General features: G+C 57.8%; 17 protein-coding genes. 10 read left to right on the top strand and 7 right to left on the bottom strand.

What is annotated here, in order from left to right:
• Window positions 1-57 precede the first annotated feature (57 nt).
• From ACIQ0R_RS01815 to ACIQ0R_RS01790, 6 genes are all read left to right on the top strand, one after another.
• Window positions 58-2,073, top strand: coding sequence for a M3 family metallopeptidase (locus ACIQ0R_RS01815; protein ID WP_395823105.1), 2,016 nt, complete (start codon window positions 58-60; stop codon window positions 2,071-2,073).
• A gap of 20 nt (window positions 2,074-2,093) precedes the next feature.
• The gene (locus ACIQ0R_RS01810; RefSeq protein ID WP_061532660.1) at window positions 2,094-3,032 is read left to right on the top strand and encodes an ABC transporter permease; all 939 of its coding nucleotides are present in this window, start codon (window positions 2,094-2,096) and stop codon (window positions 3,030-3,032) included.
• A 9-nt stretch (window positions 3,033-3,041) separates the two neighbouring features.
• Window positions 3,042-4,226: an ABC transporter permease gene (locus ACIQ0R_RS01805; protein WP_395823103.1), complete on the top strand. Its 1,185-nt coding sequence runs from the start codon at window positions 3,042-3,044 to the stop codon at window positions 4,224-4,226.
• An 8-nt stretch (window positions 4,227-4,234) separates the two neighbouring features.
• Complete coding sequence (locus tag ACIQ0R_RS01800; protein ID WP_395823101.1) at window positions 4,235-5,965, top strand: ABC transporter ATP-binding protein; 1,731 nt, start codon at window positions 4,235-4,237, stop codon at window positions 5,963-5,965.
• Between the two features lie 163 nt (window positions 5,966-6,128).
• Window positions 6,129-6,764 (top strand): trimeric intracellular cation channel family protein, encoded by a 636-nt coding sequence (locus ACIQ0R_RS01795; protein ID WP_395823099.1) that lies wholly within the window; start codon window positions 6,129-6,131, stop codon window positions 6,762-6,764.
• A gap of 232 nt (window positions 6,765-6,996) precedes the next feature.
• Window positions 6,997-7,407, top strand: coding sequence for a hypothetical protein (locus ACIQ0R_RS01790; RefSeq protein WP_395823115.1), 411 nt, complete (start codon window positions 6,997-6,999; stop codon window positions 7,405-7,407).
• A 292-nt stretch (window positions 7,408-7,699) separates the two neighbouring features.
• Here the strand turns inward: ACIQ0R_RS01790 and ACIQ0R_RS01785 are convergent, their stop codons facing one another.
• On the bottom strand, window positions 7,700-8,146 hold the full coding sequence (locus ACIQ0R_RS01785) for an Lrp/AsnC family transcriptional regulator (RefSeq protein WP_395823097.1): 447 nt from the start codon (window positions 8,144-8,146) through the stop codon (window positions 7,700-7,702).
• Between the two features lie 304 nt (window positions 8,147-8,450).
• Here ACIQ0R_RS01785 and ACIQ0R_RS01780 point away from each other — a divergent pair, with 304 nt between their 5' ends.
• Window positions 8,451-9,611 carry a saccharopine dehydrogenase C-terminal domain-containing protein gene (locus tag ACIQ0R_RS01780; protein ID WP_395823095.1) on the top strand — a complete coding sequence of 387 codons (1,161 nt, stop codon included), beginning with the start codon at window positions 8,451-8,453 and terminating at the stop codon, window positions 9,609-9,611.
• A gap of 72 nt (window positions 9,612-9,683) precedes the next feature.
• On the opposite strand, the gene ACIQ0R_RS01775 is transcribed toward ACIQ0R_RS01780, so the two are convergent.
• The 3 genes from ACIQ0R_RS01775 to ACIQ0R_RS01765 all read right to left on the bottom strand — a co-directional run bounded on the left by ACIQ0R_RS01775 (window position 9,684) and on the right by ACIQ0R_RS01765 (window position 14,517).
• Window positions 9,684-12,503, bottom strand: a complete 2,820-nt coding sequence (locus ACIQ0R_RS01775) for an autotransporter domain-containing protein (protein WP_395823093.1) — start codon at window positions 12,501-12,503, stop codon at window positions 9,684-9,686.
• 371 nt (window positions 12,504-12,874) lie between these two features.
• A complete protein-coding gene (locus ACIQ0R_RS01770; RefSeq protein ID WP_395823091.1) occupies window positions 12,875-13,642 on the bottom strand; it encodes a DsbA family protein in 768 nt (255 codons plus the stop codon).
• On the bottom strand, window positions 13,636-14,517 hold the full coding sequence (locus ACIQ0R_RS01765) for an MBL fold metallo-hydrolase (RefSeq protein ID WP_395823089.1): 882 nt from the start codon (window positions 14,515-14,517) through the stop codon (window positions 13,636-13,638). The genes ACIQ0R_RS01770 and ACIQ0R_RS01765 overlap by 7 nt, the downstream gene beginning before the upstream one ends.
• A 58-nt stretch (window positions 14,518-14,575) precedes the next feature.
• Between ACIQ0R_RS01765 and ACIQ0R_RS01760 the strand changes: the two genes are divergently transcribed.
• Entirely contained in the window at window positions 14,576-14,740 is a 165-nt protein-coding gene (locus tag ACIQ0R_RS01760; protein ID WP_395823087.1) for a hypothetical protein, read from the top strand.
• A gap of 185 nt (window positions 14,741-14,925) precedes the next feature.
• Window positions 14,926-16,167 carry an MFS transporter gene (locus ACIQ0R_RS01755; protein ID WP_395823085.1) on the top strand — a complete coding sequence of 414 codons (1,242 nt, stop codon included), beginning with the start codon at window positions 14,926-14,928 and terminating at the stop codon, window positions 16,165-16,167.
• A 51-nt stretch (window positions 16,168-16,218) separates the two neighbouring features.
• Here the strand turns inward: ACIQ0R_RS01755 and folE are convergent, their stop codons facing one another.
• Window positions 16,219-16,845, bottom strand: a complete 627-nt coding sequence (folE, locus tag ACIQ0R_RS01750) for a GTP cyclohydrolase I FolE (protein WP_395823083.1) — start codon at window positions 16,843-16,845, stop codon at window positions 16,219-16,221.
• A gap of 351 nt (window positions 16,846-17,196) precedes the next feature.
• On the opposite strand from folE, the gene ACIQ0R_RS01745 reads away from it, so the two are divergent.
• Entirely contained in the window at window positions 17,197-17,529 is a 333-nt protein-coding gene (locus tag ACIQ0R_RS01745) for a YnfA family protein (RefSeq protein WP_395823081.1), read from the top strand.
• A 6-nt stretch (window positions 17,530-17,535) separates the two neighbouring features.
• Here ACIQ0R_RS01745 and ACIQ0R_RS01740 read toward each other — a convergent pair whose 3' ends face one another.
• Window positions 17,536-18,540 carry a sodium:calcium antiporter gene (locus ACIQ0R_RS01740; RefSeq protein WP_395823079.1) on the bottom strand — a complete coding sequence of 335 codons (1,005 nt, stop codon included), beginning with the start codon at window positions 18,538-18,540 and terminating at the stop codon, window positions 17,536-17,538.
• Window positions 18,537-18,775: hypothetical protein (locus tag ACIQ0R_RS01735; RefSeq protein WP_395823077.1), on the bottom strand; the 239-nt coding region annotated here is incomplete at its 5' end. The genes ACIQ0R_RS01740 and ACIQ0R_RS01735, both read right to left, overlap by 4 nt.

Genomic DNA, 18,775 nt, shown 5'->3' with positions numbered 1-18,775 from the left:
GACGCTTCCGCCATCAATGAATATTTACATTTACCAAGTCCCTATTTGAGGAAATGCATGAAACCATCATCATTTTTCTTGCCGGTCACGACAGCGTTACTAACGCTGATGCTGCAACCGGCAGTTGCCCGAGATAAGCAGCGCCCGCTGATTCCGCTGCTCACAGCGGAACAGGTGCCGGCGCTGTGCGACAGTGCGCTGGGCGCGCTACGCAAGCGCGTAGCGGTGCTGGAGAAATTGCCAGCGGCGCGTGCCGGCGACAGCAAAAAAGTTCTGGCCGACTGGAACGATCTGCAAATCAAACTGGAAGACCTGCAAAGCCCGGTCGACATCCTCAACAATGTCTCACCCGACGCCAAGCTACGCAGCGCTACCGAAACCTGCCTGATCGACAGCAACAAGTTCGCCACAGAACTGCTGCAAAGCAAAAATCTGTACGCCCGCTTCAAGGCAATTAAGCCGACCGACCCGATCGAAAAGAAGCTGCGTCAGGACATTCTGTACAGCTTTGACGATACCGGCGTGTCGCTGCCGCCTGAGGAACGCCTGCGCATGAAGGAAATCCTCGACCGGCTGAGTGAACTGAGTCAGGAATTCGCGCGCAACATCCGCGACAACAATCAGAAACTGCACTTCACGCCAGCCGAACTGCAAGGCATGCCAGCGGCCTACATCGCACGCGCCCGGCGCGACGACAATGGTAACTACCTGCTCGGCTTCGACTATCCGGAGTACAAGCCGTTCATGGAAGCGGCCGACAATAGCGACGCCCGCCGCCGCTACATGATCGCCTTTAGCAACCACGGCACGCCAAAGAACCTGGACGTGCTGAAGGAAGCGATGAACCTGCGTTATGAAATGGCCGGGCTGTTCGGCTTGCCAAGCTATGCCGATCTGGTGACGCAGCGCCGCATGGTAAAGAATCCGCAAACTGTCAACACCTTCCTCAAGGAAGTGCAAGCCGCTGTGACCAAGCTGGAACAGAAGGAAATCGAAGAACTGCGCGTCTTCAAATCGGAAACCTTGAAAACCGCGCTGGCCGATACCAGGCTGGAACGCTGGGATACCGACTACTGGCAGCAAAAGTTCAAGCAGGCACGCTACAACGTCGACCAGGAAGCGCTGCGCAAGTACTTCCCTACCGATGCCGCAGTGCCTTGGATACTGCATGTCTCCAGCACCTTATATGGCGTTGAGTTCAAGCGCGTCGAGGTCCCGGTATGGCATCCCGATGTGCAGTACTACGATGTCATCGATAGCAACAGCAAGCAACGCATCGCCGGCATCTATCTGGACCTCTTCCCGCGTGAGGGTAAGTACGGCCACGCCGCCGCCTGGGGCACCCGTGGCGTCAGCACGCTGGCGCATCGCACACCGATTTCTACGCTGGTTACCAATTTCGACCGCAACGGCCTCAACAGCGATGAGCTGGAAACCCTGGTGCATGAATTTGGCCACGTTTTGCATGGCGTGCTGTCGCACACCAGGTATGTCAGCCAGGCCGGCACCAATGTCGAACTGGACTTCGTCGAGGCGCCTTCGCAGATGTACGAAGAATGGGCGCGCCGCAAGGAATCGCTGCAATTGCTGGCCGGCTTCTGCAAGACCGCTTGCCCGAGCATCGACGATGCGCTGCTGGCGCGTCTGACTGCGGCTCACAACTACGGCCGCGGCATGCGCTATGCGCGCCAGTTGCTGTACGCCAGCTACGACATGACCATTCACAACGACAAGGCCGACCAGCAGCAACCGCTGGCGGTGTGGCAGCAAATGGAAGGCGCAACGCCATTGGGTTATGTGCCGGGCACCGAATTCCCGGGCCAGTTCGGCCATCTGATGGGTGGCTATGCTGCCGGCTACTACGGCTACATGTGGTCGGAAGTGCTGGCGCTGGACATGCTATCGCGTTATAACGGCAAATTGATGAACCCGGAAGTCGGTCATCTGTATCGTCGGGACATCCTCTCGCGCGCCGGTGAAAAGCCGGCCGCCGAGCTGGTCCGCAGCTTCCTCGGCCGCGCGCCTAACAACAAGGCATTCTTTGCCGAAATCTCAGGCCAACGCCTGCATTAACCTGGAATGAGAGAATTATCATGACCGCTTATATCCTGCGCCGACTGTGGCAAATGCTGCCGACCATGCTCGGCGTCATCGTACTGGTGTTTTTCCTGTTCAACTGGGTCGGCGGCGACCCGGCCTATATCCTGGCCGGCAAGATGTCGAACCCGCAACAGATCGCCAACATCCGCACTCAACTGGGGATCGACCAGCCGTACTACATCCAGCTGTGGATCTTCATCAAACAGATCGTCACCTTTAACTTCGGCAACAGCTGGAGCACCGGCGAATCGGTGGCTAACGTCATCATGACCCGCCTCGGGCCGTCCATGACCGTGCTGATCCCGCTGACCATCCTGGAAACCCTGATCGCCGTGGCATTGGCATTGGCTGTCGCCTTCGTGCGCGGCTCGATGACTGACCGCATGGTGATGGTGGCCTGTACCGTCGGCATGTCGATCAGTATTCTGGTCTACATCATCCTGTTCCAATACTGGTTCGCCTACAAGCTCGGCATGTTCCCGGTGCAGGGCTGGGGCAACAGCTTCGCTGAAAACCTGTTCCACTATTCGGCCCTGCCGATCCTGATCATGCTGGCGGTGAGCATCGCTCCCAGCCTGCGCCTGTACCGCACTTTCGTGCTGGATGAAGTCAATCAGGATTACGTTCGCACGGCACGCGCCAAGGGCGTCAAGGAACGCCGCATCTTGTGGGTACACGTACTGCGCAACGCGGCTATTCCGATCATCACCAACGTCATGTCGAACCTTCCGGCACTGTTGATCGGCGCCTTCCTGATCGAACGCTTCTTCTCGATCCCCGGCATCGGCCGCGAAGTGATTCTGGCGGTGGAACGCAGCGATTTCCCGGTGATCAAGGCAATCACCATTTATGTCGCCGCCGCCACCATGATATTCAACCTCTTGACCGACCTGCTGTACCAGGCGGTCGACCCACGCGTTCAGCTGAAGTAAGGAGCCGCCATGACTCAGAATGTAAACCCGGCCCCGGTGCAGGCAGCGCCGCCAGTCAATACAGTAGCAACTACAGCCGCCCGCGGCGGCACCCATTCGCCCGGCCTGTGGGCGCTGGCCTGGCGCCGTTTGCGCGCCGACCGCGTGGCGATGGCGGCGATGGCCGTGGTCGGCCTGTACCTGATCATGCTGGTGCTGTCGGCCAGCGGCTTGCTGGCCAAGGACTGGGCCAAGGAAGTCGGCGTCAACTACGCGCCGCCAACCTTCATCGGTGCCCAGAGCGACGCCGAACGCGGCTTCAGCAACAACGATGCGATCAAGGACGCGCCACCGCCGGAGAACCCGGTCGATCCGTTGCGTGACATCCTGCGCGAGTTGCGCAGCAGCGCCACTGCGACGCCACCGCCACCGGTCGTTGCCAGTGACTACGGCATCGCTGATCCGCTGGCTGATGAGATGACGGCAATCCGTGCCGACCTCTCCAGGCAAGGCGCCAGCGCTACGCTGATCCGCAAACCGACGCTGCCTTTCGGCGCCGACAAGTGGGGCCACGACATCATCAAGAAGACCATCAAGGGCGCTGAAACCTCGATCATCGTCGGCCTGGTAGCGGCCTTGCTGGCGGTGATTCTGGGCACCCTGTTCGGCGCCATCTCGGGCTACTTCGGCGGCTGGATCGACGATGCCTTCAACTGGTTCTACAGCATCTTCACTTCCATCCCTTACCTGCTGTTGATTCTGGCAGTGGCGGCGGTGTTGCAGCAAAAGGGCGTGACAGCGATTGTGCTGATTCTCGGCCTGACCGGCTGGACCGGCACCTACCGCCTGATCCGCGCCGAGTACATGAAACACAAGACGCGTGAATACGTAATGGCCGCAGACGCCATCGGCGCCAGCCACTGGAGCAAGATGTTCGGCCATATCTTCCCGAACGTCAGCCACGTCTCGCTGGCGCAGTTGTCGATTTCGGTGGTCGGTTTCATCAAGTCGGAGGTGATCTTGAGCTTCCTTGGTTTCGGTGTACCGGTCGGCGTGGTGTCCTGGGGCAGCATGCTCAACGAGGCACAAAACGAACTGATCCTGGGCAAGTGGTGGCAACTGGCTGCTGCCAGTATCGCCATGGCGATTCTGGTGACGGCGTTCTCGCTGTTTACCGATGCGCTGCGCGACGCCCTTGATCCGAAGCTGAAATAGGAGACCACATGAATTCGACCAACACCACCCCGCAAGCGGCAGAACAACCGCTGTTGCGCGTACGCGACCTGCGCGTGAGTTTTCGCGCTGACAAGAAAACCATGATCGAAACCGTCAAGGGTATTTCCTTTGACATTCCGCGCGACACCACCGTCGCCCTGGTGGGCGAATCGGGCAGCGGCAAATCGGTCAGCTCGCTGGCCGTGATGGGCTTGCTGCCGCCAGACAATTCCAGCATCGCTGCCAGCAGCGTCATCGAATTCGAAGGCCGCAATCTGCTGGCCATGTCGATTGATGAGCGACGCGACATGTGCGGCAAGGAAATCTCGATGATTTTCCAGGAGCCGATGACCTCACTCAATCCGGTCTTCACCGTCGGCTTCCAGATCGGCGAGGTGCTGCGCCTGCATATGGGCATGGATGCCAAACAGGCGCGCAAGCGCTCCATCGAGCTGCTCGAAGAAGTCGGCATTCCATCGCCGGCGACCAAGATCGATGCCTATCCAAGCCAGATGTCGGGCGGCCAGCAGCAGCGCGTGATGATCGCCATGGCGATTGCCTGCGAACCTAAATTGCTGATCGCCGATGAGCCGACCACCGCGCTCGACGTCACCATCCAGAAGCAGATCATCGATTTGATCGAAGCGCTGCGCAAGCGCCACAAGATGTCGGCTCTGTTCATCACGCATGATCTGGCGCTGGTGGGTGAGATTGCCGATCAGGTAATCGTCATGCGCAATGGCGAAGTGCGCGAAAAAGGCAATGTCCGGCAGATCTTCGAAAACCCGCAAGACCAGTACACCAAGGCGCTGCTGATGTGCCGCCCTTCGCTCGATACCCGGTCATGGCGCCTGCCGGTCATCAGCGACTACATGAATAACAGTGCAAACGGCAGCAACGGCGGCACTCCCGATCTGCGCGAACGCAGCCGCGGCTGCAACGGCCAGGAAGATATCCTGCTCGACGTGCGCGGCCTGGGCAAGAGCTTCTACTCGCGCGAAGGCTTGTTCGGTCGCAAGGAATTCCAGGCGGTCAAGGATGTCTCGTTCAAGCTGGCGCGCGGCAAGACGCTGGGCGTGGTGGGCGAATCGGGTTCCGGCAAGACCACCGTCGGCCTGACCCTGATGCGCCTGCATCAGGCCACCGCCGGTCAGGCGCTGTTTGAAGGTAAGGACATCATCGGCATGTCAAACCAGGAGTTCATGTCTTACAAGCGGCGCATCCAGATCATTTTCCAGAACCCGTATGCCTCGCTCAACCCGCGCTTCACGATCGGCCAGATTTTGCTGGAACCGATGCGCATCCACCAGATCGGCAGCGACGATAACGAGCGCACCGAAATGGCGATGCAATTGTTGCAAAAAGTCGGCCTGCCGCCTGCCGCCTGCCACCGTTATCCGCACGAGTTTTCCGGCGGCCAGCGGCAACGGATTGCGATTGCACGCTGTCTGACGCTGCGGCCGGAGGTGCTGGTGTGCGATGAATCGGTATCGGCGCTGGACGTTTCGGTGCAGGCGCAGGTACTGAATCTGCTGCAAGACCTGCAGGAAGAGTTCGGCATGAGTTACATCTTCATTTCGCACGATCTGTCGGTCGTCAAATACCTGGCCGACCAGGTGATGGTGATGCATCAAGGGAAGGTGGTCGAACTGGCTAACTCGGATGAGCTATACCACAATCCGAGCCATCCTTACACCCGTCAATTGCTCAGCGCGATTCCACGCGGCCTGCAAAACTGATGGTGCAGGCGTCTTTTTAAGGTGCGCAAACGGGGCGTCGGAGCCGCTGCATGGTGGCTGCGACGCCCCGTTGACGTTGACGTTTAGCGCTACGTGGCATTGACGCCTGCGACGTTTCGTTATAGCGTGCCAGCACCGCAGACAACCAGGCGCGACGCCATCCATGTCCAGGATCAAACTAAGAACTGAAACCGTGGTGCTGGCAGCGGATTTCGCCGGCACGCTGGTGTTTGCGATAGAAGGCGCACTCAGTGCCATGCGCGGCGGCCTCGACCTGCTCGGGGTGATGGTGATTTCATTCATTGCCGCGCTCGGCGGCGGCGTCATCCGCGACCTGCTGATTGCTGCCACGCCGCCGAACGCTATCCGCGACTGGCGCTATGCGGTGCTGACATTCTGCGCCGGCATCCTGACCTTTGTTTTTCACTCCACCTTCCAGGCTCTGCCACCGATGCTGATCCTGGTGCTGGATGCCGCTGGCCTGGCGTTGTTTGCCGTCGCCGGCGTAGAAAAAGCGATCCTGTTCGGCATCCGGCCGTTTGTGGCGATGCTGATGGGCACCATCACCGGGGTCGGCGGCGGCATCGTGCGCGATGTGCTGCTGACCCGCGTGCCGGCGGTGCTGCAGGTCGACATCTATGCCAGCGCCGCATTCTTCGGTGCCTTCGTAGTGATCGTCGGCCGCCGTGTCGGCTTGTCGCCGGCCGCCGCCGCGCTGGTCGGCGGCGGCGCCTGTTTTACACTGCGCGTGGTCGCGGCGACGCATGGCTGGCATCTGCCACGCGCCAATGGCGCATGATAAAAAATTGGGACGACGCATTACAAAGCCGCCAATAGCATCCATAAGCAACGTAAACTATCCGGCGCGCGCAGCGCAAAGCGATCAAATCAACTCAGGGCCGCACAAAACGCCCTCAAACAACAGGAAGCCGATGTCGACATTACTCAAGCGGTTGAGGACCAGTATTCTTTTCGCGTTTTCTGTTTTGACATGCGCCCATGCGCAAGCAGAGCAAAACCAGCTGTTCGGCATGATAGACAACCAGCCGATCAGCGAAACATGGCTCAATGCGGGCTTCTATTCGTATCATTTCGATCGCGACAAGGGATTGAACGGCAACAATCTCGGGCTAGGCGTCAAATACCGCTTTTCAACCGTGGCATCGGCCACTGCCGGACGCTTCTACAACAGCGATCGGGAATATTCGAATTATGTCGGCATCTATTACCAACCGGTCTATATCGGACCGGTGCGCTTGGGTGTGGTCGCCGGAGGCTTCAACGGCTATCCGAAAATGCGCCACGGCGACTGGTTCCTGGCGGCCATCCCGGTGGCCAGTATCGAATACGAGCGGGTCGGCTTGAATCTGGCGATTATTCCAAGCTATAAGGACAGGCTGTACGGCGCGTTTTCGTTCCAGCTGAAAATCAAGGCCTTTTGAAGCGCGCCGCCACCACATACATCGCCTGTTGACGACACGTGCCGCAACAGCAAAACCGCAGGTGGCGGTAAAACGCCGCTGCGCAACGCAATCATGTCGATGACATTTCCGAAAGACAAAAAACCCGCCGACCTTGCGGTAGCGGGTTGAATCCAAACCTTAGGGGGTGTTGGAGGAGACAGGTGTAACCATATGGCAGTGCAGCATTCATGTCTGCTTTATTATTCGAATACCTGTTATAGATAAATGACATATCTGCTGCACTGCGGCATGACATCTTGGCTAAGGCCATTTAAATCGGTGCACGATCGATGCGCTTGCTGAGAATGATTGAAGTCGACGTATGCCGCACCCCTTCCATCGCGCCAATCTGATCCAGCAGGCGGTCCAGTTCGTCGGTGGACTGGCAACGCAAGGTCAGCATGTAATCGATAACACCACTGACCGCACACAAAGTTTCCACCTGGGACATTTTCTGTAATTGCTGCACCAGCAGCGGCGCGTTACGCGAATCGATAGAGATACCGACGTAGGCACGCACTGCCGACTGATACAGCTCCAGGTCCAGTCGCACGCCATAACCGGCAATCACCCCCTTCTTTTCCATCGCCGCCAACCGCGCAATCGCCGTGGTGCGGGCGATGCCGACGCGCTTGGCGATGGTTGCCATCGACAGACGCGCATCATCCATCAGCAAGGCCAGTATTTTATGGTCGACTTCATCGAGCTTTTCTCTCATGGCGACAATCCATCTCTATTTTTCGTCAAAATGTATCGAAATTATACATTTTGACGACTATTTACACTCTATTATCTGACTTTGCTTAAATTTACAATGGCTACAGCAGTCAGGCAACAATCGGATCGAGTGCGCAAAGAGCCGCTCGGCATTGGCGGCACACCAATAAATCATAGGGACTGCGGCGCATCCGTGCTGGCCATGTGTATCGACAAATAAACCATACAGTTTGTATGATCGTGAGATGCAACCGCGCCAGAAAGTTTTGCGTCAGCACGTCTTGATAACAATGTGAGCGACAGACATGACTACCAAACTGATACTTCTGGGCGCCGGTAAAATCGGCGATGCCATCCTTAACCTGCTGTCCCACACCGGCGATTACATGTTGACCGTGGCAGACCGCGATCCGCAACGGCTGCAATATGTGGAGCAAGCCGGCTTCCCCAACGTCACCACGATACTGGCCGATATCTCGCATTCGCCGACCGTCACCAAGCTCATCAACGGCCATGACGTCGCGCTGTCGGCCTGCCCGTATTTCCTGACGCCGGTCATCGCGGCGGCGGCTGAGGAGGCCAACGCGCATTATTTCGACCTGACCGAAGATGTCGAAAGCACCCGCTTCGTCAAGTTGCTGGCACAGGATTCGAACACCGCTTTCGTGCCGCAATGCGGGCTGGCGCCGGGCTTCATTTCGATTGTCGCCAACGATGTCGCAAGCCGCTTCGAGCAACTGCATGACGTCAAAATGCGGGTTGGCGCACTGCCGACTTTCCCCAGCAATGCGCTCAAGTACAACCTGACCTGGAGTACCGACGGCCTGATCAACGAATACTGCAATCCGTGCGAGGCGATTGTCGACGGCATCCTGCGCGAAACCTCGCCACTGGAAGAGTTGGAGCATTTCTCGCTGGACGGCATCGACTATGAAGCCTTCAATACCTCGGGCGGCCTGGGCACGCTGTGCGAGAGCCTGCGCGACCGGGTGCAGAACCTCGACTACAAGACCGTGCGCTATCCCGGCCATCGCGACATCATCAAGATTCTGGTGCGCGACCTGCGACTGGGCAAACTGGAGCGCCGTCCGATCCTCAAGGAGGTGCTGGAAAACTCGATCCCGATCACCAAACAAGATGTGGCGTTGACTTTCGTCAGTGTCAGCGGCATGCGGGACGGTCGTCTTGAGCAGGAAACCTATGCCAAGAAGATCTACAGCCAGCACGTCAACGGCCAGTTGCTGTCGGCGATCCAACTGACCACCGCCGCCGGCATTTGCGCCATGGTCGATCTGGTGGTCACTGGGGTTTTGCCGCAAAGCGGTTTCGTGCGCCAGGAGCAAGCAACGCTGGTAGATTTTCTGGCGAACCGCTTCGGCCACTTCTATGCCAGCCATACCAGCGGCCATGCCGGTTTTGCGCCGGCCAGCAATACCGAGTCCAACAAGCTCAAAGCAGTCGCCTAACACACAACAGCAAGCAAAACGGCCCGTACAACTCTGATGAGTGATACGGGCCGTTTTTATGCAGCGACGAATTTAAAAAGCCATCCGCGCGCCGGCCGAGAATACATTATTCACCACACCACCCTTGCCGAACTGTGCATCGTAATTGCCGTACCAGCGCCACGCACGGTTGACGACAGTGCTGACGCCAAGGCCAGCCCAACCGCTGTTGCGCGCCAGGCCGATACCCTGCACGGTGAACCCGGCTGCCGGCGTGCCGACAAAGGCGGCGTTGAAACCGAGGCTACCGTCATTGAACGCATGCTGCCAGGCAGCATAGGCTTGCAGGTTGGTATCGCCGCCGAACCAGCCGACTTTTGCATCGCCACGCAAACCCAATACGCTCGCAGTCTGTTGATAAGAATTGCTGCCGGCAGTCAGGCCAAAGGCACTGCCGGCTTCGCTAAAGCCGCCGCGCTTGAGACGGTCAACGCTGATGCCGACGAACGGCGTCAGCGCCGCCGGCGCCGACAGGTTGCGCACGTACCCGATTTCGGCATAGGCTGAGATCATGCTATCGGTATGGCTGGAGGACAGGCTGTCGACCTCACTACCGAGGATTGCAATGCGGTTGATCTTGCTGGTCACGGCCGCCACACCGGCGCGGCCGGAGACATAAATGCCATCGTTGCTCAATGCATAGCGGCCGTACAGCGATAAGCCGCTGTACTGGCTATCGGAGGCGCCGCCGAAGCGATCGAAGCTGGCCTTGCTTTGCGAATAGGACAGCGCCAAGCCAACGATTGCGTTGTCACTCAACTGCGTATCGAAGCCAAACTGGCCGCCCCAGGTTGAGGTATCGGCGGAGGAATAACCCGCCTGGCCCAGCTTGCCGCTGGCACCGATCACGCTGGCCCACAGACCAGCCGTGGCCTGCCCTGCTGCATTACCGCCCAATAGCGACAAACGGTTCGACAAATCGCGGTTGATGGCTTGCGATTGCTGGAATGTCAGTGCTTGAGACGAAGCATAAATTTGCCCGGATAAACTATCCAGCACCTGCGCCGCAGCGGCTATATTTGCAGTGCGTTCAAGCGCCGCCGCGCTGGCGACGAAAGCGGCGTTGCTGCCGCCGGCGTTGCCGCTGGCGACCAACTGATCTGCGACCTGGAGGCCTTGCTCCAGATTGGCGGCACTGCTGGTGCGGGTTGGATCGGCGGCGAAAGATTGCGCCGCCAGCGCACTGACATTGTTGCGGCCAATGGCCAGGTCAACTTGATTGGCGCTGTACGCCAGCGTCGCATTGAGGAAAGTACCTGGGTTGAAGGCGGCGCCGTCATGTTCGAACGAAACATCGCTGAATCGCCCTGAAACACCACCGGCCGCTGCCAGCACCTTGCCCTTGACGCCAACCTGTTGCGTCACATAGCCGGACGGATCGCTGCTACCGGCCGGCGTCATCGCCACCAGATGCGAGCTGCCGAGTGTCGCGCTGCCGCCGACGTTTAACGTGGTGTTGAACTGATTGGCCAGCACCGCGCTGGACGAAGCCGTATAGTTGCCGGCGATGCTGATGCCGTTTCCTGCGTTGGTCACACGACCGTTGTTGAGCACACTGCCGCCAACCCGGCCACCGTCGCCGGACAAGATACCGGCGCTGTCGATGGTAACGCCGGCAGCGACCGCACCGGTCACATTGAGTGTGCCCTTGAGCACTTCGCTGGTGCCGCTATAGGTATTATTGCCGGACAAGGTCAAGGTGCCGCTGCCGTCCTTGAGCAAACCGGTGTTGCCGCCGATATCGTTGCTGAAGGTGGCACTGACTGCATCAAATTTGGCGGTGAAATTGCCACCCAGCGTGAGCCGCGTATCGAACAGAGCTGGACCGTTAGCGGCCTTGCTGGCGTTCAATAATCCCCAGCCGTAAGTGGCGCTGTCGCCCATGCTGGTGGCCGTCGACAAGATAGTCTGACGGATCTGGTCGGCGCTCATCCATGGAAACACTTGCTGCACCAGCGCCGCGGCGCCGGTCACCGCTGGTGTGGCGAACGAAGTGCCGTAAACCCGGGTGCCGCTGCTCGGCGCAATAAAATCGCCAGGCGCAGCCAAGCACCAGTTGGCTGCTTCGCCGCACCGGTTGGAATGGCTGGAGATCACGCCAGGCTTGGTATCGCTGCTGCTGTAACCTTGCGCGCCGCCAGCGGCATTCACCGCCACCACTGCCAGCCAGCCTTTTTGCAAATCAGGGTACAGCGCCGGCAATCCTGCGGTGAGCGACGGATGAGCGCTGGCATCGTTACCGGCAGCCCAAATGAACAAGCTGCCCTGCGTTACGGATGGCTGATAGATATTGTAGAAGGCCAGCGCGTTGCCAGCCGGTGTTGCAATTGAACCGGAAGCATTCGACTGGTTGAAGATGCGCGCCCCCTTGTTGAACAAGTCTTGGTATACAGGGCTGCCAAACGAGACGTTGTCGCCGCCGGTACCGACCGCTGCGCCCAACATCGTCACCCCAGGCGCCACACCGTAGCTGCTGCCACCCAACGCCTCCGCCACCTCGCTGCCATGAGGATTCCCGGCGCCGCCGCTGCTGTACACGGTCTTGATAAGGCGGCCGCCGAGATCGGGGTCGGCGACATTGAAGTCGGTATCGATAATACCCACGATAACGCCAGCACCGACGATGCCGCGTGCCTTGGCCGCCACAGCATTGCTGGGATCGGCCGGATTTAGCAACGATGCGCCGACGGTGGGCGCGCTGCCGGGCGAACCAGGCGTGGTCGTTGGAACCGGCACCTGGGTGCCTGAGGACGGACTAGAACCGCCGCCGCCACCGCCGCATGCCGACAACATGGTCATCACGGCGATTGAGACAACGGAGAGGGGAAAGCGCGCTACGAGTTGGCGATTCATAAATTTGCCCGGAGTATTAACTTGCAGCAAACACACATCCGGACCCGATCTAGCCCTGGTGCTTTACGTCAAATTACAAAATCAAAAAAGTGCTTGCAAACATACCTTTCGAGATTATTCAACACAATACCCGGACGACATGAAACGTTAAATAATGATTTTTTGTTGTTGCCTTACATCATGAAATATCGTTAATTTTCGCGTTATATAGCAAATAATCATCAATAAATGACCGCAAATAGACAACTAAATGCAACAAGGAAATGTTTCTTTTTATTGTAGAAATGTGACTAATGAAAATTCTAACGAGAAATAAAAAACCTGCACAAGATTAACTTGCGCAGGCTTCTCTATTCCACAGCGGCAGCGGTTTATGTACTCAGGACAGCCTTCCAGGCTTCCACCTTGCCCAGAAAACGGCCGGTATCCAGCATCTCGATGCGCTCACCGCGCTGCAACGCAAAAGTGGGAAATCCAAGCCCGCCGAGCTCTGTCAATAAAGTCCGGCTGCGGGTGATGTGGGCTTGTGTCGGCGCACCGCCAAGTTCGGCGAAGGCGCGGTCGAACTGCGCCAAATCCAAGCCAACCGCTACTGCCAGATCGCGCAGCACCACAACATCGGCAACCCGCAAGCCCAGTACATAATGCGCATGCTGGATCCGCTTGAGCAACTCCAAGCCCTTTCCGGCCAGATGGTCGGCAGCCAGGATGGCGGTAGTCGGCGGTTCAGAATCAAAGATTGTCGTATTGTCGAGCAACAGGCCGTTGAAATAGGCATCACCGAATACCTGACCGGTCATGGTCGCAATCTGATGATCGTGCTGTATCAAGTAGCTGCGGAATGTCGCGCTGACCTGCCTGCGGTGATGGCCGATCATCATCCCCCCGCCATGCATCACGATGCCAAGTCCTTCGATCTGACGCGCCTCCTGCAACAATGTTGCCACGCCGTAGCACCAGCCGCATAACGGGTCGTAGATATAGTGCAGCACCTTGTCAGCTGCGCCGGCCGTCAGCGCGCCTGGAACCGGGCATGCTGTGTCGCTGCATGGCGGGCCGTTCACGACCTCACTGCGCCCTTCATTCATCCCTTCGTTCATCCCTTCGTTCATCCCTTCGTTCATCCCTTCGTTCACCATTCCATTTCACCTTTAGTCACCTTGGCGCTGACCTCCAGAGAGGACTCGCCATCCAAATTCGGATAGTGTTTTTTCATCGCTGCGATAAGGGCCTCAGAGTCCTTGGTCCTGGCGCTTTCCAATTCATACGTCTTCAGATAATTTCTGGTAAAACGCAGCGATTCGAGGTTCTGCGGCGCACCGGCCCGGAAGTGTCCCGGCACCACTACCGTTGGCTGCAACGCTTCGATCTTGTCGAGCATCTTAAGCCATTGCTGACGGGCTTCGTAAGTCTGAGAGTCGGCAATCCAGACATGTTGATTTCCTTCAACCAGCACACCCCCAACCACTGCCTTCAGCGAAGGAATCCAGACAAAGGTGCGATTCGGGCTGGCGCCGTCCAGGCCGATCACTTCCAGCTTGCGGCCTTCCAGTGTCAGCGCATTGCCCTGCAACGGCTCCGGCACAATCAGCCGCCGAGGCGCCTCAGCGCCAAGCTCGGGGCCCCAGAACGCCAGCTTGGCGTCCATGGTTGCCCTGATGTGGGCGACCACCGGCGCCGGTGCCAGAATCTTCACATCAGGATAGGCCTCCTTGAGCACTTCAAGTCCAAAATAATAATCCGGATCGCCGTGGCTGATATAGATCGTGGTCAGTTTTTTGCCGCTATCCTGGATCTTCTTTACCAATTGGGCGGCATTGGCCCGTTCAAATTGGGCATCGATCAGAATTGCGTCGTTGCTGCCGCTGATTAATTCCGACGATACCTGGAACATGCCATTGGCGCCCGGATTATAAACCTCCAGCTTGAGCGGCTGCGGGGCATCGGCACAGCTGGCTAACGCAAGACCAAAGACCATTGTCAGGAACCAGCCGAATAAAGTGCGTTTGTTCATGTACACCTCAAAATGTGATAAAAGAAACAATATTACAATGATCTAAAACAATGCGAGAATGTCCATTTACCTGAATATTTACCTGAATATTTACCGCGTCTATGCTTCGCGCCGCCAAATGCCTGCCATCCTGCGCCTCATGCTCAACTTTCTGGCCGAGAAGTCGGCGCAGATCCGGACTGGGAAAACGGCTCGATTAAATGATGCATGGCGCACCGCGTGAGCTGAAACGGCACATCAATGAATAAGTAAAATGAATAAGTAAAATGAATAAGTGAAGCCGCAGCAGACGTCCCATGCAAGCGGTGCGACGTCGGATCAACACTCCACTCCACAAACTCAAGATCCTGCACTCGGCACTGTCTGATGCCGTTACGTTTGCAGGACAGTTTCATCCAGAACAGAACAATGCAAAAAATCTCTACTCTCAGCCGCGCCACACTAATGTTCCCGCTAGCTCTGGTGTTGTTTGAGTTTTCGGTCTACATCGCCAACGACATGATCCAGCCGGGGATGTTGACGGTAACCCAGGAATTCGGCGCCAGCGCGGCCTGGGTGACTTCTGCGATGACCGCGTTCCTCATCGGCGGCGCCATATTCCAATGGTTGTTCGGGCCATTATCGGACCGTATCGGACGGCGTCCCGTCATGCTGGGCGGCGCGCTGTTTTTCATCCTGGCCTGCCTCGCCACGCTGCTCTCGACCAGCATCGAGAGTTTCATCACGCTACGGGTGCTGCAAGGTATGGGTTTGTGCTTCATTTCCTCGGTCGGCTACGCTGTAGTTCAGGAAGCGTTTGAGGAAAAGGCAGCGATCCGCGTCACCGCGCTGATGGCCAATGTAGCGCTGATCGCACCGCTGATCGGGCCGGTTGCAGGCGCCTTCATGATCGAAATCCTGCCGTGGCGCATGGTGTTCGTCTTCATCGCCGGGATCGCTTCGGTGTCATTGATAGGATTGGCCCGGCACATGCCGGAAACCGTCAAGCCACGCAAGGAAAAACTGCCTATGAGGCAGATCCTGCATGACTATCGTGAAGTAGTCGGCAACCTGCATTTCATCAAGGCGGCGATGTGCATGCCCTTGCTGGCGATTCCGTTGATCGGCTGGATCGCCATGTCGCCGGTTATCCTGGTGACAGATGGGCATTTGAGCCTGGTCGAATACGGCTACTGGCAAATCCCGGTGTTCGGCTGTCTGATCGCCGGCAATCTGGTGCTGGCGCGCCAGGTAGACCGCTGGCGCCTCGGCAGCTCAGTCAAGCTGGCGCTGTACCCGATCGGCACCGGGCTGGCGATCATGCTGCTAGGCGCCGCATTCCTCGACAGACCCTATTTCCTGGTGGCCGCCATCAGCGTAATCGCATTTGGCGAAGGCTTGTCGGCAGCGGTCATGATCCGCTTCGCGTTGACCGAAAGCGCGGTCTCCAAAGCTACCGTCGCGGCCACCATGGGCATGATCAACATGACGCTATACGGCGTCGGCATCGAGCTTTACAAGGTGTTTTACCTGCATGCAGGAATGATGGGATTTGCACTGTTGTCGGCCGCGGTAATCTGGCTCTACTGGTATCTGGCACGCGGTGTGGTGGCACGCGCAATGCTGGCCCGGGTTACCGGCCACGGCGACAAAGAAGGATCAGCGCGCTGAGCCGCCTGCCCGGCGAGGCTCGGGCAGGCATGCCGCTCCGACGACGCGGAATCAGCCGCTACGCTTCTGGCTGACGATGCTCATGAATTCGCGCCGGGTCGACGGATCGTCGCGGAACGCGCCCAGCATGCGGCTGGTCACCAGGCTGGTGCCAGGCTTGTGGACACCGCGCGTGGTCATGCAACCGTGCGAGGCCTCAATCATCACTGCAACTCCCTTGGGCAACAATACTTGCTGCAGAGTGTCGGCAATCTGTACTGTCATCTTTTCCTGAATCTGCAAGCGCTTGGCAAAAATATCCACCAGCCGGGCCAATTTGGAAATCCCCACTACGCGACGGTCCGGCAAATAAGCGACGTGCGCTTTGCCGATGATCGGCGCCATGTGATGCTCGCAGTGGCTCTCGAAACGGATATCGGTCAACACCACCATTTCATCGTAGCCTTCGACTTCGGAAAAAGTCGTTGAAAGAATCTCAACCGGATCCTTGCTGTAGCCGGCAAAAAATTCTTCATAAGCGCGCGCCACGCGTGCCGGTGTATCCAGCAAGCCTTCGCGATCAGGATCGTCGCCAGCCCAGCGTAGTAAAGTGCGAATCGCCGATTCCGCCTCCGCCCGGCTGGGACGTTCTGACAATACGCCAGCGGCGACAGTTTGCAATGCGTCTTTTGAGCCCATTTGGATTTACCTTTTCTAAAAATTTTTCACTCACCGCCGGTCAGTCCAACGGCTTGCCGCATGTTGGCCAAATGATGACGATACATAAAGCTGTTAAGTCAATGACGACAGTGTAATTCAGCTACCGGATTGCTGCATTGCATTCAACGAAAAGCGGCATTTAATTGTCTTTGTGACCTTTTCGCAAACGCTTGGATTTTGCGTCATGCCGCTTAAAGTACTCTCAACAACCAAGGTATCGGGCAGCCTCATCGGTGGCGGCTGTTATGATTTGGCTTGGCAACTGCGTTCAAGAAACGCGCATAAACCCCGGATACGGCTGCCAAAGACAGTTTAAAATCGATCAATTTCATGCTAACCATCACCCAAACATTTGGATTGTTCCTGCTGACCGCCGTGGCTGAATTGCTGGGCTGTTACCTGCCCATGCTCTGGCTGTCGGGCAAGGGGTCTGTCTGGCTACTGCTGCCGGCGCTGCTCAGCCTGCTGGCATTCGTCTGGCTGCTGACGCTGCATCCGATCGCCAGCGGCCGCGTATATGCGGCCTACGGCGCGGTTTATATCGCCACCGCTATCGTCTGGCTATGGGGCGTCGATGGCGTTACACCCAGATGGAGCGATCTGCTGGGCGCCGCACTGGCGTTGACAGGCGCGGCCGTGATTGCACTCGGCGCACGCGACTGATCTCACTCAATGCACGCCGATCACCCCTAAACCGGCGGCAAACAACAGATACAGCGAGCCGAACAGTGTCAGCCGCCCACCGGTGAGCATACCGTTGCGCAGCAACAGATACAGCCCCAACATCGACAGCATGGTGATCGCAGCAGCCCACACCAGTGCCGGCCCCAGCATCCACGGCGTGAAGATAAGCACCAGCGCGGTCGGGATACTGGCCTGAATCATCATGGCGCCGCTAATGTTGCTGAGCGCCAGCACCTGCTTACCCTGGCGCACCCAAATCACGGCATTAAGAATTTCCGGCAGTTCGGTCGCTATCGGACTGAGCAGCAGTGCCGTCAATTGCGGCGAAATGCCGAGCCAAGGCGAGATTTCCCCCAGTTGACGCACAAACAATTGCGAACTCAGAAAAATCACCGTCAGCGCCACCAGTGTCTGCAACAACGCCCAGCCAAGGCCGGGCTGCGGCTCATGCGGCCGGAATTTCAGCGGTTCAAGGGCATGCGCCTCAGCATCGGTATCACCTGGCTTGCGTATTTCACCCCATATATACAGGCCGTAAGCCAGCAGGAAAGGAATGCCAAGCCAAGGCTTGAGAGTGAATGCCAACAAGCCCAGACCGACCTTGAGCAGGAAGATGGCAATGAACCAAGCCTGATCGCGACTCAAGCGCTGAGCGGCACTAGCCGACAACAAGATAACGCCGAGCTTCTTGCGATTGAGTACAAACATCAGGCCGACCACCGCATAAGCGATGGTCGCCAAGACCAACGGCCCACCCAGTGCGGCACCGACACCGATTTCGCGGTGTGCAGGGTCGCGTCCGAACACCACCGCGACGAAAGTCACCACGCTTTCCGGCAGCGCCGTGCCAAATGCCGCCAGCACCGTACCTACGGCACTTTGCGCGATGCCGAGGCGGCGCCCGACCCATTCGATACTGTTAACAAAATATTCACACGACAAATAGATGACGACGGCTGAGCCAAGCAACAAGGCGATAGCGAGCATCATGCGCACGCTCCTTGCCGGTCATGAGCAACATCGGCAACAGTGGCAACGTCCAACACAAGGGAGAAAAACATAGTCAAGCTGGCTGCGGCAAACTGCGAACAATGCCGGTGGCGATAGATATGCATAATGAGCTTCCCCCGAAATTTAGTCTTCCATAGGTAACGTAAAATCAACGATCCTTTGGAAAGACCAGCAATGAAGAAGATACCAAAACAGATGTACACGGCGGAGTTCA

The organism is Collimonas sp., assembly GCF_044339385.1.
Lineage (GTDB): Bacteria > Pseudomonadota > Gammaproteobacteria > Burkholderiales > Burkholderiaceae_D > Collimonas.
This window is presented reverse-complemented; position numbering and strand designations above follow the sequence as displayed.

Coding starts and splice junctions, on each gene's coding strand:
- ACIQ0R_RS01790 (WP_395823115.1), top strand. CDS start 6,997: ATGATAGACAACCAGCCGATCAGCGAAACATGGCTCAATGCGGGCTTC.
- ACIQ0R_RS01810 (WP_061532660.1), top strand. CDS start 2,094: ATGACCGCTTATATCCTGCGCCGACTGTGGCAAATGCTGCCGACCATG.
- ACIQ0R_RS01805 (WP_395823103.1), top strand. CDS start 3,042: ATGACTCAGAATGTAAACCCGGCCCCGGTGCAGGCAGCGCCGCCAGTC.
- ACIQ0R_RS01765 (WP_395823089.1), bottom strand. CDS start 14,517: ATGAACAAACGCACTTTATTCGGCTGGTTCCTGACAATGGTCTTTGGT.
- ACIQ0R_RS01745 (WP_395823081.1), top strand. CDS start 17,197: ATGCTAACCATCACCCAAACATTTGGATTGTTCCTGCTGACCGCCGTG.
- ACIQ0R_RS01775 (WP_395823093.1), bottom strand. CDS start 12,503: ATGAATCGCCAACTCGTAGCGCGCTTTCCCCTCTCCGTTGTCTCAATC.
- folE (WP_395823083.1), bottom strand. CDS start 16,845: ATGGGCTCAAAAGACGCATTGCAAACTGTCGCCGCTGGCGTATTGTCA.
- ACIQ0R_RS01795 (WP_395823099.1), top strand. CDS start 6,129: ATGTCCAGGATCAAACTAAGAACTGAAACCGTGGTGCTGGCAGCGGAT.
- ACIQ0R_RS01815 (WP_395823105.1), top strand. CDS start 58: ATGAAACCATCATCATTTTTCTTGCCGGTCACGACAGCGTTACTAACG.
- ACIQ0R_RS01740 (WP_395823079.1), bottom strand. CDS start 18,540: ATGATGCTCGCTATCGCCTTGTTGCTTGGCTCAGCCGTCGTCATCTAT.
- ACIQ0R_RS01755 (WP_395823085.1), top strand. CDS start 14,926: ATGCAAAAAATCTCTACTCTCAGCCGCGCCACACTAATGTTCCCGCTA.
- ACIQ0R_RS01800 (WP_395823101.1), top strand. CDS start 4,235: ATGAATTCGACCAACACCACCCCGCAAGCGGCAGAACAACCGCTGTTG.
- ACIQ0R_RS01760 (WP_395823087.1), top strand. CDS start 14,576: ATGTCCATTTACCTGAATATTTACCTGAATATTTACCGCGTCTATGCT.
- ACIQ0R_RS01780 (WP_395823095.1), top strand. CDS start 8,451: ATGACTACCAAACTGATACTTCTGGGCGCCGGTAAAATCGGCGATGCC.
- ACIQ0R_RS01785 (WP_395823097.1), bottom strand. CDS start 8,146: ATGAGAGAAAAGCTCGATGAAGTCGACCATAAAATACTGGCCTTGCTG.
- ACIQ0R_RS01770 (WP_395823091.1), bottom strand. CDS start 13,642: ATGGTGAACGAAGGGATGAACGAAGGGATGAACGAAGGGATGAACGAA.